Genomic DNA, 13,010 nt, shown 5'->3' with positions numbered 1-13,010 from the left:
CGTCATCGAAGGCCACATTGTGAGGCCTGACACACGTCCGATCGAAGACCCCGCCGAAATCTCAAAGATCATGCTTGCCAAACAGGGGGCATCCACACACGCCTCGGGAGAGACGCCATGCCGCTCGAGAGATACACCCACGGCTCACCGCATTACGACGCGGGCACGGAGGGCGCGATCCGCTTCCCGATGACGGACGGACAGCGCGTCATCGCCTGCGAGATCTCCGCCGAGGTGCTGCGCGACACCTTCGGCGAGGACGGCAGCGACCCGCTCGACGAGTTCCTGAGGCACCGCGCCGCCATCGAGGCGGCGGCGAGCCGCGCCTTCGACGTCGGCAGCTTCCCGAACGATCTGATGGAGCTGACCACCGCCGATTTCACCGGGGCGCGGCCGAGCTAGGGCCCCAGCGCCCTTCACCGGGGCACGCCTCGCGCGCACCGATGCCGTCATGAGGCGCGCCCCTTCTCCCGACGGAGAGAGGGCGCGCGTCGTGCCTCAGCCGCGATGTCGAGCGTCGCCGATCGGCGTCGGTCCGGCGCCGTTGGCGCGACCTACCGCCCGGTCCCCTGACCCGCGCCCTTGCCCGGATCGGGGAAGAACAGCTCGCTCTCGGTGGTCGCCGTAGCGTTGACCAAGCCGACCCGGTTCATGTAGGCGAGATAGTCGAGCATGCGCTTGGGCGCCGTGGTCCATTCATTCTGCGGCGCGCGGATGATCGCCTCGGCCTCCTCCTGGCTCATCTTGGCGCCCTCCGCCTTGATCCAGAGGGCGGCGGCGCGGGCCGGGTCGTCGCGGATCAGCTTGAGGCTGTCTTCCAGAGCCGCCACGAAGGCGGCGGTGACCTTCGGGTTGGCCTCCACGAACCGGCCCGAGGCCCAGACCAGGTTGAAGGTGTGGGGGCCGCCCATCACGTCGTAGCTGTCGAGCACCTTGCGCGCACGCGGATCCTTCAGCTCCAGCTCCTGGAAGGGCGGCGAGCCGAAATGCGCGGTGATCTCGGAGCGTCCGCCCATCATCGCGGTCTGCGCGTCGGGATGGCCCATCGAGACGGTGAGCGCATCGAGCTTGTGCTGCTGGCCCTCCCCGAACGCCTTCTCCGCCGCCAGCTGCAGGGTGAGCGCCTGGATCGAGGTCTTCACGGTCGGCAGGGCGATCTTGTCCTTCGGGCCGAAGTCCTTGATCGACTTCACCTCCGGATTGACCGTCACCAGCCAGAGCGGCATCGCGTTGAGGGCCGCCACCCCCTTGACCTTGATGTTGCCCTGCGTGCGGCCCCAGATCGTCAGGAAGGGGCCGACGCCGCCGGAGGCGAAGTCGAGGCCGCCGGAGAGCACGGCGTCGTTCATGCCCGAGCCGCCGGTGAAGCGCAGCCACTCGGTCTTCAGCTCAAGCCCCTGCGCCTTGGCCCGCTTCTCCAGGAGCTGCTCGGTCTCCATCAGGGTCAGCGGCAGGTAGGAGATGCCGAACTGCTTGGCGAGCCGGACAGTCGTCACCTCGGCCTGCGCCGCCGTGCCGGCCGCCACCAGCGCCGCCGCGCCGAGGAGGCGCAGAAGCCCCCGCCTCGTCCTGCCCTGCACCCTCATATGTCCCTCGTCCCTCTGTTGATCCCGGGTTTCGAAAGGATCACCCCTTTCGCGGGTCCAGGGCGGAGCCCTGGAACGATCAGGCCTGCATGCCCCAGCGCTTGATGGTGCGCTGCTCGATCGTCTGGAAGATCAGGTTCTCCACGACGAGGCCGATGAGGATGACGGTGAGGAGGCCGGCGAACACGTTCGGGATATCGAGCATGTTCTTGTTCTCGAAGATGAACCAGCCGAGACCTCCCGAACCCGAGGACACGCCGAAGACGAGCTCCGCCGCGATGAGCGTGCGCCAGGCGAAGGCCCAGCCGACCTTCAGGCCGGTGAGGATCGAGGGGAAGGCGGCCGGGATCAGGATCTTGCGGATCAGCGCCGGCCCCGAGAGACCGTAATTCTGCCCGACCATCTTCAGGGTGCGGCTCACCGACAGGAAGCCCGAATGGGTGTTGAGCGCGATCGCCCAGGTCACCGAATGGACGAGGACGAAGACCAGGCTGCCGTTGCCGAGCCCGAACCAGATCAGCGCCAGCGGCAGCAGCGCGATGGCCGGCAGCGGGTTCAGCATCGAGGTCATGGTCTCGAGGAAGTCGGTGCCGATCCGCGAGGCGATGGCGAGCCCGGTGAGCAGGGTCGCGAGCGCGACGCCGAGGCCGTAGCCGACGAGGAGCACCTTGATCGAGCCCCAGGCGCGGGCCGGCAGCGTGCCGTCCGCCACGCCGCGGGCGAAGGCCGCCACGGTCGCGGTGAAGGTCGGGAAGAGCAGGTCGTTGTCGAGGTAGCGCCCGTAGGCCTCCCAGATCAGCGCCAGCACCGTGAGGATCAGAAGCTTCCTCAGCCAGCCCTGGTTGTAGAGCAGCTCGAAGGTCGAGAGCGGCTTCTCGACGACCGTGCGCCCCTGGCCTGCGACAGGCTCGCGGACGATCTCGGGCCGATGGAGGGGGGCCGGCGTCATGGCGGGGCGCGGCATGAGGTGCAGACCTCTAGACATTCTCCGCCTCCCTGATCTCTTCCGCGAAGAGCATCTGCTGGATTCGGCTCTCCAGCCGCATCGCCTCCTCCGAGGAGCCGGCGCTGTTCAATTCCGCCTTCACCTCGCCGGGATGGGGCGAGAGCAGCAGGATGCGCGAGCCGATCTTGATCGCCTCCGGGATCGAGTGGGTGACGAAGAGGACGGTGAAGCGGGTCTCCTCCCAGAGCGTCAGGAGTTCGTCCTGCATGCGCCGCCGCGTCAGGGCGTCGAGGGCCGCGAAGGGCTCGTCCATCAGCAGGATGTCCGGCTCCATCGCCATGCCGCGGGCGATCGCCACGCGCTGCTTCATGCCGCCCGAGAGCATGTGCGGGTAGCTGTCGCAGAACTTGGTGAGATTGACCTTGTCGATGTAGTGCATCGCCCGCGCCTCGGCCTCGCGGCCGGAGAGCCGGCCCGAGGCTTCGAGGGCGAAGACCACGTTCTGCTTCACGGTCTTCCAGGGCAGGAGCTGGTCGAACTCCTGGAACACCATCATCCGGTCGGGCCCAGGCCCGGTCACGGGCCGGCCCTTCAGGCGGATCTCGCCCTCGGTGGGCGCCATGTAGCCGCCCACCGCCTTGAGCAGGGTGGACTTGCCGCAGCCCGAGGGCCCGAGCAGCACGAAGCGGTCGCCCGGCAGGACCGAGAAATCGACCCGGTAGGTCGCGGTGATGAGGTGGTGGGGCGTCTTGTACTGGAGCGTGACGCCGTCGACCTCCAAGAGCGGTGCCTCCGGGAGAGGCCTCTCCGGGAGAGGTACGTCGAGTCCCATCGCTTCCTCCCTGGCGCCGCGGCTTCGGCCGCGATCGTTCGCGTCCTGGGGCAGGACCTGGCGGCCCGATCCCCGGGATCATACGCCGGTCCGAGCGGTTGGCGTTCCCGCGCGGTCGGCGTTCGGACGTGCCGGGCCTGCTGTCCGTCTTCACGCCGACATCGATCCGCGCGAGACTGCTTTGTGGACGTGGCCCGGGCCATGGCCCGATCACGAAGATGCTACCAGTGGCCCCCAGAGCTGTAAAGCAGTCGGATATCTAATATAAGACAGGAATATTTTACTGGGTTTGGGACCCTGACGAATCCTGCGCCGGATCGCCCTGCCCCGCTCCCGAAGGAGGCGGATCCTCGATCGGCCCCAGCGCGACCTGCTGGATCAGCAGCGCCACCAGCGCCGACCAGCCGGTCTGGTGCGAGGCCCCGAGGCCGCGTCCGGTCTCGCCGTGATAGTACTCGTAAGAGAGCACGTGGTCGCGGAAATGCGGGTCCTCCTGCTCCAGCCGGCTATCCCCGTAGACCGGGCGGCGCCCGTCCGGCCCGCGGGTCGAGAGCGCGATCAGGCGCCGGGCGAGCAGGTCGGCGATCGCATCCAGCGACAGGAGCTGCCCTGAGCCCGTCGGCGCCTCGACCCTGAAATCCGGCCCGTAATAGCGGTGGAAGCGGCGCAGGCCCGCGATCAGGAGATAGTTGATCGGCAGCCAGACCGGTCCGCGCCAGTTCGAGTTGCCCCCGAACAGCCGGGTGCGCGATTCGGCCGGCTCGTAGGGCAGGGTCAGCGCCTCACCGTTCCAGAGGAAGCGGAAGGGGGTGTCCGCGTAGACCTTCGAGACCCCGCGGATGCCGTGAGGCGAGAGGAACTCCGCCTCGTCGAGCATGCGGCGCAGCAGCGCCTTGAGCCGATGGCCGCGCAGCAGCGAGAGCAGCAGCGTGCCCCCCTGCCCCGGCTCCTGCCAGCGGGAGACCAGCGCAGCGAGGTCCGGCCGGCTTTCCAGGAAGAAGCGCAGCCGCGCCTGGAAGCCCGGCAGGCAGCGCGTGTCGGCCTCGCCCAGGATCGCCACCGCGCAGATCGGGATCAGCCCGACGAGGGTGCGGGCGCGGATCGGGATCCGGCCGGCCTCGGTCTCGATCACGTCGTAGAAGAACTGGTCCTTCTCGTCCCAGAGGCCGCCGCCGCGGGCGGCCGCGTCCGCGATCAGCAGGAAGTGCTCGAAGAACTTCTGGGCCATGTCCTCGTAGGCGCGCTCGGTCAGGGCGAGCTCGACCGCGATGCGCATCAGCTCCAGCGCATTCATCGCCATCCAGGCGGTGGCGTCGGACTGGGTGAGCGCGCCGCCGGCAAGGGGCTTCGAGCGATCGAACAGGCCGATATTGTCGAGGCCGAGGAAGCCGCCCTGGAACAGGTTGCGCCCGGCCGCATCCTTGCGGTTCACCCACCAGGTGAAGTTGAGGGTCAGCCGGTTGAAGGCGCGCAGCAGGAAATCGTGATCCGGCACGCCGGTGAGCGCCCGGTCGAGGCTGAAGACGCGCCAGGCCGCGAACGCGTGGAGCGGCGGGTTGGCGTCGGAGAAGCCCCACTCGTAGGCCGGCATCGCCGCATTCGGGTGGGTATAGGCCTCGTCGAGGAGAAGCAGCACCTGCCCCTTGGCGAAATCCGGGTCGATCGTCGCCAGCACGATGCTCTGGAGCGCGAGGTCCCAGGAGGCGAACCAGGGATATTCCCAGGCGTCCGGCATCGAGACGATGTCGTGGGCGCGCACGTGCCGCCAATCGGCGTTGCGGCCGGACTTGCGCGCCTCCGGAGGCTTCGGCTGGCCGGGATCGCCCTCGAGCCACTCGCGCAGGTCGTAGTGGTAGAGCTGCTTCGACCAGAGCAGGCCGGCGAGCGCCTGGCGTTGCACGCGACGCTCATCCGCATCCGGGATCTCGGCCTGCAGGGCCGCGTAGAAGGCATCCGCCTCGGCGATGCGCTGCGCGAAGACCGCGTCGAACGCGGTGAACGGGTCGCCGTCCCCTTGCTCCTCCGGGCGGAAGCGCAGGCGCAGAGTGGCCTCGGCGCCGGCCTCGAGCCGCAGACGGTGCAGGGCGGCGCATTTCGTGCCGGTCCGGTCCGGATTGACCGCGCCGGCCTCGCCGCCGACCACGCAGCGGTCGATCGCGTCCTTCGGGTAGCCGGCGGGCGGCAGCCCGTAGAGCCGGGCGCCGTTGGTCTCGTTGTCGCAGAACAGCCATTCGGGCGCACCCTCCGCCGTGCCCTCCGCGAAGAGGCGCATCGGCGGCATGCGCGGGTGGCGGGCGCTCACCGTGCCGTCGGCCTCCAGGCGCAGAACGGGCCGCGCCGCGTCCCTGCCCCAGGACCACGTGTTGCGCGCGAAGAGCTGCGGCAGCAGCGCGAGGTCCGCCGCCTCCGGGCCGCGGTTCGCCACGGTGATCCGCATCAGGATGTCGTCGGGGCCGGCCTTGGCGTAGGCGATGGCGACGTCGAAATAGCGGCTCTCGTCGAACACGCCCGTGTCGATCAGCTCGAACTCGGGGGCGTCGAGGCCGGCCTGCGCGTTCTCGCGCAGCAGCCGCTCGTAGGGAAACGCGGCCTGCGGGTACTTGTACAGCATCCGCATGTAGGCGTGGCTCGGAATTCCGTCGAGATAATAGTAGAGTTCCTTGACGTCCTCGCCGTGGTTGCCCTCGGTGTTGGTGAGTCCGAACAGGCGCTCCTTGAGGATCGGGTCCCGGCCGTTCCAGAGGGCGAGGCAGAGGCACCAGTTGAGGTCCCGGTCGGCGAAGCCGCCGATCCCGTCCTCGCCCCAGCGATAGGCGCGCGAGCGGGCATGGTCGTGGGGCAGGTCGCTCCAGGCCTCGCCGTCGGCGCTGTAATCCTCCCGCACCGTGCCCCATTGCCGGTCGCTCAGATAAGGTCCCCAGCGGCGCCAGGCGGGATCGTTGCGGGCCGCGACCAGGCGGCCACCCTCCACGGTATCGAAGAGGCGCGGCGGTCGATGGGTGTACGGCACGGCCTTGCGATCGCTCCGATGGCGCGGCTCCCCGGCGATGCCGCGGCCGTTCCGACCATAGCAAACCACGAACCGCACCGATGCGCGCACGATGGGCACCGGGACAGTTGACCTGCGCGGCCTTTCCCCCTATCTGGTCCGCACCCGAGCGGAGGGAGCCCATCAGGCCCCGCCCCGGTCTTCCACCCCGTGCAAGGCACTGCCGGCCGAGGGGTTGGTGGGGGATAGTTTAACGGTAGAACGGTGGACTCTGACTCCTCTAGTCCTGGTTCGAATCCAGGTCCCCCAGCCACCACGACATCAAGGTTTTCGCTGACGTAATCCAGGCCGTGCCGCGATGGGTTTCCATTGTGGCGACACGGTCGGAGCCGTGACGGTGTGCTCGCCGAGCGCGTCGGCCCTGTCCCGTGCGAACGAGATCGCGCTGCAATCGGGGATGGCTCCCGGTCGTTGTCCGAACGCGCGCTCTTTCGCCGAACCGGCCTCCGCCTCGGCAAGACCGGCGCGGGGCGCATCTGGATCCGGCCGGCTCTCCGATCCGGCTAGCCGATCTCCGAGCCGTCGGGCGCCAGGCGGCCGGCATTGCGCGCCTCGACCAGGCCACGAACCGCCTCGGCCAGGCTCTCGGGCTCGAACGGCTTGCGCAGGAATCGTGCCGCCGCCGGCAGGGCGTCCGGCTCCGGCGTGACGATGCCCGAGACGATCAGCACCGAGACGTCCGGCCAGCGGGCGGCGACGGCCTTGGCCAAGGTCAGTCCGGTGAGCGGTTCGCCGCCGAGGTCGATGTCGGCCACCAGGACGCGCAAGTCGGGATCGTCGGCGAGCGCCGTGGTCGCGGCCTCGACCGTGGGCGCCTCGGTCACCCGCATGCCGGCATCCCGCAAGGCGCCGGCGGCGGCCATCATCTGCACCGGCACGTCCTCGACCAGGAGCACGGCCAGCGGTGCGGTTGCTGCGGGACGATTCATTGGGCACACCTCTCGCGTTGTCCGTACCCGAACGCGAACGGTTCGCGTCCCGTCCCATCACAAGGCGGCGTGGCCGGATCCGGCTCGGCCGGTCATCATGCCACAGCGGCCGAGCGCGGCATGGCCGCGCCTCGGGCCGCCCGCTACCGGTCGCGCATGGATGCGCTCGCTCTCACGATCATGGCCTCGGCCCTCACCTTCTCCAGCTTCGTCGTGCTGCTCGGATGGCGGTGAGCGCGGCGTCCCGGCCGGGTGAACCGTGGGTGCGCCCTCTCTCCGGCCCCGTGACGCCCGGCGGGGCTGCGGCGACCGCCGGTCAGGCGCGTTCGGGAGCCTCCGCCCGGCCGCTCGATCCCCCACCTCTCGATCCGTGCATCTCATGCAAAGGACTTTTCCAGGGATGCGCCTGTCGATGGGTGGGTCGCCGCGCCATCCTGGATGGGGCGCGGGCGAGCGCGTCGAAGCACGGGCCCGGAGCCTTCTGTCGTCGTTCAGCGAGCTGCCATGGTCCATGAGATGGCACGAGATGCCTTCGAGAAGCCGCTGAAGGCGTTCGTCGACCCGCGTCGGCCGGATCTGGGAACGCGCCTCATCGCAACGGTTTCGGATGGCCTGGCGGCCATCTACGGCTGCGGTCTTCTGGAGGTTCGGGACGGATCGCGGAGCGCGCTCTGGGATGAGGCCGCCGATGCGCTGTGCCGTGCGTCTCTCGAGCCCGATGCGGCGACGCTGAAGGCGGCGCGCGGCGCCCTCGACCGCCTGCTGAAAGCGGTCGCTCCGATCAGCAACCGGCGCCGCCGTGCGCTCGTGTCTGACGAACTCGCGATCTGGTATCTGATGGGCGGGGTCGTGGACGCGTCTGAACCCCGTGGTCGGCGTTGAGCCGCAGGTCTCGTCCGGCGTCCTGTCGGTCGCGCACGGGCTCGGCTCCCGTCCCTGCCGCGTCGCATCCGGAATCCGAGCTGGAGCCGTTTCCGATCGCCTTGCAGTCGGGGACCGGCACCACGTCGTCGTTCTGACGCACGCGCTTTCGCCGAACCGGTCTCCACTGTGTCGGAGCGTTCTCTCGAGATTGGACCGGCGCAGGGGCCGCGGGCGATCACGACCTCGAAGGGTCAAAGTCGACGATCAGATCTCTGCCGAGGAAAGGGCGAGGGCCAAGGTTCAACAGCCGTCGATGCAGGACGCCTGAACAGGGGCCCGCTCATCGACAAGAAGCGTTGCGCCGAACAACAGCGCCGCGAAGACGAGCAGGATCACGAACAGGAGGCGGGTCATCGCGGGCACGCTTCGATCGGCAATCTCTGCCTTGGAAGCGGAAGTCTTACCCGAGTAAGCGTTCACAAAAGCTGATGCGGCCGATCGGTTTTCGTCAGGGGCATTGTTGTCCAGACGATCGCTGCCGGGCCTCTTAAGCACGATGCGGGCCGGCTTTGACATCGGCACGATCGTCGAGCGCGGATCGCGCTCCGAAGGATCTTCGCATCCGCCTCGGTCCACGTCCTGGCGCGTGGCGGAGGTCGGCATCCGGATGGCGAGGAGCGCCACTGAGCCCGGCTCCAGACCGGAGGCCGGGCTCGCATGCATCAGCTTGGCGCCCGTTCAGTAGCCATAACCGTAATACCCGTAAGGCCGGCCGTAGCCATAGCCGCCATATCCGACCGGGGCATAGCCATCATCGTAGCCGTAGCCCGGGCCGCCATAGGCGCCGTAGAGGCCGCCGGCCGCCAAACCGAGCCCGACGCCGAGCCCGAGGCCGCCCAGGCCGTAGCCGTAGCCGCGACGATAGCCGTAACCGCCGCCGCGGTAGAAGCCGCCGCGATAGCCACCGAAGGCCGCGCCCCGGTAGCCGCCGAAGCCGCCCCGGAAGCCCGGCCCACCGAACCCGCCGCCATGAAACCCGCCGCCATGAAACCCGCCGCCGCGGAACCCGCCTCCCTGGAATCCCTGGGCATCGGCCGAAGCCGGCATGAAGGCGAGCGCGGCCAGAACCGCGGTCGAGGCAAGAGCAAGATGCTTCATCAGGATGATCTCCAATCCGATCGGTTCAGGAAAGCAACGCTCTGAAGAGATCGCGTATCCGTTCCATTATGACGCAGGTACGTCTTGGGATATGTCAGGGCGTGTCTCGACAATAACGGATGATAACGTCCGGCCAGGGGAGATGCGCCTTGTTCGGGCGCCGGCTTGCCGAGCCGGCGTCACGGCGGCGACGAGGCCGCAGCCCACGACGGATGGGAGCGTCCGTTCCAAATCTGCGGCGTCGCTTCCCGGCGCCCGACCGCATCCGCGTCCGTGCCTTGAGCGGAACGGCTCCAAGTCATTGTCTTGACGCGCTCTCCTTCGCCGAAGCGGCATCCACTTCGGCGGAAAGCGTTCCCGGCAGCCCATGGTCCGATAGCCCGGATCGTTCGTCCTGCATCGCGGCGGATGCGACGGCGAACCGAGCCCGGTCGGCCCGCTGAAGGGCGATCGATACGGCCGCTCCCACTGGGGATGCGACGGGATCCCCGGCATTGTCGGTCTGCCGTAAGGCTCGCAGAAACCACGGCGACAGCTTGGCTCGTGGCTTAAGCAGCAATGAAAGCATTGCCGGGAAGGCTAGAGCCGCCGTTGTGATGCGCTCTCGTTCGCCGAACCGGCATCCCGTTCGGCGGAGGGCGCTCCCGGTCCTGAGTTGAGGAGGATGGCCATGTCGGACGAGCGGCGCCTGTCGGGTCGGGTCGAGTGTTTCAGCGCCGGCCACATCATCGGTGATGGGGCCGTCGACCGGATTCGCTGCCTCGTCTGGAACATGTCGGATACCGGCGCGCTGGTCGAGGTCGGTGCGGAGGAGGCGGTGCCCCAGAGGTTCGATCTGGTGACCGCAACCGACCAGATGACCCGGCGCTGCGAGGTCATTCGGCGGACCGGGGCGCGGCTGGGCGTCGCCTTCGTGGGGTGAGGAGCGTCCGGGGCATTCCGAATGCGGGGGGGCGCCCGGCCCGGACAGGCCGGCGAGCCCGTCTGGATGTGCTTGGCCCGGACCGGCGATGCCGAGGCTTGCCGCGGCGCAACTTCGGACGCGGCCGACGCAACACAGGACGCAATCGTCCCGACATGCGGCTTAACCATAAGGCCGCTCACGGATGGCCGAGACACGGTCGCCGAGACGGGAGAAGTGACCATGGCCACGATGCTGATGACCAAAGGTGCGACCGCGACAGACCGGATCGTGGCCTGGGCCCTGTTGTCGGGCCTCGCTATTGCCGTGCTTCAGTACGCCGAGGCCTCGGCGCTGCCGGCGCATTTCGTCTGACGCGTCGGGATCGGAACGGGGCCGGCAGGGCTTGCGCGACCCGTCCCGGTGACCCGGTCGCCGGTCCGGCTCGCGATCCCGCTTGGGACAGCGGCGCATCACCCGTCCCGGAACGTCGGCATCCCGGTCGGGTTGAGCGGGTGAGTCCCCGGAGGATCACCGTGACCACTGACCCGCTGCACAGATACCCCAGGCCGCCCTTCGAGGCACAGCCCCAGAGCTTTCCCGGGAAGACCGGCCGGATGGTGCCCGAACCCGATCACGGCGAGGAGAGCTACCGGGGCTCGGGCCGGCTCGCGGGCAAGGCTGCGCTGATCACCGGCGGCGACAGCGGCATCGGTCGCGCGGTCGCCATCGCCTTCGCCCGCGAGGGTGCGGACGTCGCCATCTCCTATCTGCCCGAGGAGCAGAAGGATGCCGAGACGGTCGGCCAGTGGATCGAGAAGGCCGGCCGCCGCGCCCTGCTCCTGCCCGGCGACCTCAAGGAGGCGGCCTATGGCCGCGAGATCGTGGCCCGCACCGCCGAGACGTTCGGCCGCCTCGACGTGCTGGTCAACAACGGCGCGTTCCAGCAGCCGAACGAGGGGCTCGACGGCATCGCGGATGCGGTGTTCGAGGACCATTTCCGCACCAACGTGTTCGGCCCGTTCTACGTGACCAAGGCCGCGCTGGCCCACTTGAAGCCCGGCGCCTCGGTGATCTTCACCTCGTCGGTGAACTCCAAGCACCCGATGCCCTCGCTCCTCGCCTACAGCGCCACCAAGGGCGCCCTGAGCAACATGGTGCTGAGCCTCGCCCAGCTGCTGGCCGAGACGGGCGTCCGCGTGAACGGCGTGCTGCCCGGCCCGATCTGGACGCCGTTCATCCCGTCCGGGATGAGCCAGGATTCGGTGACGTCGTTCGGCAGCCAGGTGCCGTTCGGCAGGCCCGGGCAGCCGGCGGAACTCGCCTCGGCCTATGTCATGCTGGCCGCTGATGAGAGCAGCTTCACCTCGGGCGCGCTCGTCACGGTCGCCGGGGGCATGCCCATCTTCTGATCCGGGTTCCGCTCGATCCGAGCGGAGCCGGTGCCGCGGCAGGGGCACCTCCGCTGCGGGCTTGCCCGGGCCCGCAGCGGAGGCGCGGAACGCCCCGGGGATGCCAGGTTGTCGATCCGCGCCTATCCGCGCGGCTCGGGCAGCGGCATCCGGACGGAGACCCGAACCCCGTCGGGCGCGAAATCGACCGTCACCTCCGCTTCCGTCTGGGTCGCCAGAACCTTGTTGAGGAGGCGCGAGCCGAAGCCTTCGCGCGTGGGATGCGCGGCCGGGGGGCCGTCATGCTCCGCCCAGTCGAAGCGCAGGCTGCGGCCCCCGGGCCCGTCCTCGATCCACCATGTGACCTGCAGCCGCCCGTTCGGGGCGGCCAGGGAGCCGTGCCGCAGGGCGTTGGTGGTCAGTTCGTGCAGGGCCATGCCCACCGGCACCGCGAGTTCGGACGGCAGGACCACCTTGGGCCCGGCCAGGGTCAGGCGTCCGCGCTCGTTGTAGGGGTCGAGCTCGGCCCGCAGCAGATCCTCGAACGTCGCGGCCTGGGCGAGATCCTCGGTGATCAGCGCGTGCGTGCGGGCCAGAGACGCGATCCGGCCCGAGAGGGCCCGTGTGAACTCGCCGACCGAGAGCGAGGAGCGCATGGTCGCGTTCAGCACGGCCTGAACGGTGGCGAGGGTGTTCTTCACGCGATGGTGCAGCTCGCGCACCAGCAGCGCCTGCCGGTCCTCGCTCGCGCGCCGCTCGGTGATGTCGCGCTGTGTCGAGACCCAATGCGAGATCCGGCCGTCGGCCTCGCGCACCGGCGTGATCAGCCACTCGACAACGTAGGTCGAGCCATCCTTGCGGTAGTTCGCTGCCTCGCCCTGCGTGGGTTCGCCCGCTTCGAGGGCGGCGCGCAGTCCGTCGAGGACGGATCGATCCGTGCCCGGCCCCTGCAGGAGGCGGGGCGAACGGCCGAGCACCTCTTCCGCCGCGTAGCCGGTCATCCGGGTGAAGGCGGGGTTGGCGTACTCGATGCGCGGCCCCGGTTCGTCGAGTTCGGCGGAGGTGATGAGGATGGCCTCGCCCGACGCCTCCACGGCGGCCCGCAGCAGCCTGAGGTCGGCGGAGCCGGTACCCATCGCGTTTCGGTCGGCCAACCCGTCCTCCAGGAGCAGCCGTCATCGCCGGCTCGGGAGCCCGGCCCGCATCGGCATCGGACATACCGACCCAACTGCGCGGTCCTACCCAGAGTTGCGGGCCCGCGCCTCCGGACCTGCGCCCCTTCGTCCCAGGGGCCATCGCGCGGGTATCGGCCGGCCCGAGCGATCACCGGCCCGCGCGAGATCGCAGAGCGCGG

At 69.3% G+C, this 13,010-nt stretch carries 13 protein-coding genes and 1 tRNA gene; 6 read left to right on the top strand and 8 right to left on the bottom strand.

The features are described 5' to 3' along the window. Positions 1–117: 117 nt before the first annotated feature. On the top strand, positions 118–402 hold the full coding sequence (locus tag MET9862_RS16980; protein ID WP_142584089.1) for a DUF1488 family protein: 285 nt from the start codon (positions 118–120) through the stop codon (positions 400–402). 152 nt (positions 403–554) lie between these two features. Here the strand turns inward: MET9862_RS16980 and MET9862_RS16975 are convergent, their stop codons facing one another. From MET9862_RS16975 to MET9862_RS16960, 4 genes are all read right to left on the bottom strand, one after another. Continuing rightward, entirely contained in the window at positions 555–1,580 is a 1,026-nt protein-coding gene (locus MET9862_RS16975) for an ABC transporter substrate-binding protein (protein ID WP_244612753.1), read from the bottom strand. Between the two features lie 85 nt (positions 1,581–1,665). Beyond that, positions 1,666–2,571 carry an ABC transporter permease gene (locus MET9862_RS16970; protein WP_185156899.1) on the bottom strand — a complete coding sequence of 302 codons (906 nt, stop codon included), beginning with the start codon at positions 2,569–2,571 and terminating at the stop codon, positions 1,666–1,668. Continuing rightward, positions 2,564–3,364: an ABC transporter ATP-binding protein gene (locus MET9862_RS16965; protein ID WP_142584087.1), complete on the bottom strand. Its 801-nt coding sequence runs from the start codon at positions 3,362–3,364 to the stop codon at positions 2,564–2,566. The genes MET9862_RS16970 and MET9862_RS16965 overlap by 8 nt, the downstream gene beginning before the upstream one ends. Positions 3,365–3,644: 280 nt before the next feature. Continuing rightward, positions 3,645–6,374: an MGH1-like glycoside hydrolase domain-containing protein gene (locus MET9862_RS16960; protein ID WP_244612752.1), complete on the bottom strand. Its 2,730-nt coding sequence runs from the start codon at positions 6,372–6,374 to the stop codon at positions 3,645–3,647. A 218-nt stretch (positions 6,375–6,592) separates the two neighbouring features. Here MET9862_RS16960 and MET9862_RS16955 point away from each other — a divergent pair. Next, a tRNA-Gln gene (locus MET9862_RS16955) sits at positions 6,593–6,666 on the top strand. A 250-nt stretch (positions 6,667–6,916) separates the two neighbouring features. On the opposite strand, the gene MET9862_RS16950 is transcribed toward MET9862_RS16955, so the two are convergent. Then, entirely contained in the window at positions 6,917–7,342 is a 426-nt protein-coding gene (locus MET9862_RS16950) for a response regulator (RefSeq protein WP_142584086.1), read from the bottom strand. Between the two features lie 504 nt (positions 7,343–7,846). Between MET9862_RS16950 and MET9862_RS16945 the strand changes: the two genes are divergently transcribed. Next, complete coding sequence (locus tag MET9862_RS16945; RefSeq protein ID WP_142584085.1) at positions 7,847–8,224, top strand: hypothetical protein; 378 nt, start codon at positions 7,847–7,849, stop codon at positions 8,222–8,224. A 282-nt stretch (positions 8,225–8,506) separates the two neighbouring features. On the opposite strand, the gene MET9862_RS16940 is transcribed toward MET9862_RS16945, so the two are convergent. Further along, on the bottom strand, positions 8,507–8,890 hold the full coding sequence (locus MET9862_RS16940) for a hypothetical protein (RefSeq protein WP_142584084.1): 384 nt from the start codon (positions 8,888–8,890) through the stop codon (positions 8,507–8,509). Between the two features lie 54 nt (positions 8,891–8,944). Beyond that, a complete protein-coding gene (locus tag MET9862_RS16935; RefSeq protein WP_142584083.1) occupies positions 8,945–9,364 on the bottom strand; it encodes a hypothetical protein in 420 nt (139 codons plus the stop codon). A 670-nt stretch (positions 9,365–10,034) separates the two neighbouring features. On the opposite strand from MET9862_RS16935, the gene MET9862_RS16930 reads away from it, so the two are divergent. The 3 genes from MET9862_RS16930 (at position 10,035) to MET9862_RS16925 (ending at position 11,677) form a co-directional block, all read left to right on the top strand. After that, positions 10,035–10,286, top strand: coding sequence for a pilus assembly protein PilZ (locus tag MET9862_RS16930; RefSeq protein WP_142584082.1), 252 nt, complete (start codon positions 10,035–10,037; stop codon positions 10,284–10,286). Positions 10,287–10,508: 222 nt separating this feature from the next. Next, positions 10,509–10,640 (top strand): hypothetical protein, encoded by a 132-nt coding sequence (locus tag MET9862_RS30475; protein ID WP_280178976.1) that lies wholly within the window; start codon positions 10,509–10,511, stop codon positions 10,638–10,640. Between the two features lie 161 nt (positions 10,641–10,801). Continuing rightward, the gene (locus MET9862_RS16925) at positions 10,802–11,677 is read left to right on the top strand and encodes an SDR family oxidoreductase (RefSeq protein ID WP_142584081.1); all 876 of its coding nucleotides are present in this window, start codon (positions 10,802–10,804) and stop codon (positions 11,675–11,677) included. A 122-nt stretch (positions 11,678–11,799) separates the two neighbouring features. Here the strand turns inward: MET9862_RS16925 and MET9862_RS16920 are convergent, their stop codons facing one another. Next, positions 11,800–12,792 (bottom strand): HWE histidine kinase domain-containing protein, encoded by a 993-nt coding sequence (locus MET9862_RS16920; protein WP_142584080.1) that lies wholly within the window; start codon positions 12,790–12,792, stop codon positions 11,800–11,802. Between the last annotated feature and the right edge of the window lie 218 nt (positions 12,793–13,010).

The organism is Methylobacterium symbioticum (genome assembly GCF_902141845.1).
Lineage (GTDB): Bacteria > Pseudomonadota > Alphaproteobacteria > Rhizobiales > Beijerinckiaceae > Methylobacterium > Methylobacterium symbioticum.
This window is presented reverse-complemented; position numbering and strand designations above follow the sequence as displayed.

Bases quoted from the DNA above. Each gene is read 5' to 3' on its own strand.
- MET9862_RS16935 (WP_142584083.1), bottom strand. From the start codon at position 9,364: ATGAAGCATCTTGCTCTTGCCTCGACCGCGGTTCTGGCCGCGCTCGCC.
- MET9862_RS16980 (WP_142584089.1), top strand. From the start codon at position 118: ATGCCGCTCGAGAGATACACCCACGGCTCACCGCATTACGACGCGGGC.
- MET9862_RS16945 (WP_142584085.1), top strand. From the start codon at position 7,847: ATGGTCCATGAGATGGCACGAGATGCCTTCGAGAAGCCGCTGAAGGCG.
- MET9862_RS16950 (WP_142584086.1), bottom strand. From the start codon at position 7,342: ATGAATCGTCCCGCAGCAACCGCACCGCTGGCCGTGCTCCTGGTCGAG.
- MET9862_RS30475 (WP_280178976.1), top strand. From the start codon at position 10,509: ATGGCCACGATGCTGATGACCAAAGGTGCGACCGCGACAGACCGGATC.
- MET9862_RS16965 (WP_142584087.1), bottom strand. From the start codon at position 3,364: ATGGGACTCGACGTACCTCTCCCGGAGAGGCCTCTCCCGGAGGCACCG.
- MET9862_RS16970 (WP_185156899.1), bottom strand. From the start codon at position 2,571: ATGTCTAGAGGTCTGCACCTCATGCCGCGCCCCGCCATGACGCCGGCC.
- MET9862_RS16930 (WP_142584082.1), top strand. From the start codon at position 10,035: ATGTCGGACGAGCGGCGCCTGTCGGGTCGGGTCGAGTGTTTCAGCGCC.
- MET9862_RS16920 (WP_142584080.1), bottom strand. From the start codon at position 12,792: ATGGGTACCGGCTCCGCCGACCTCAGGCTGCTGCGGGCCGCCGTGGAG.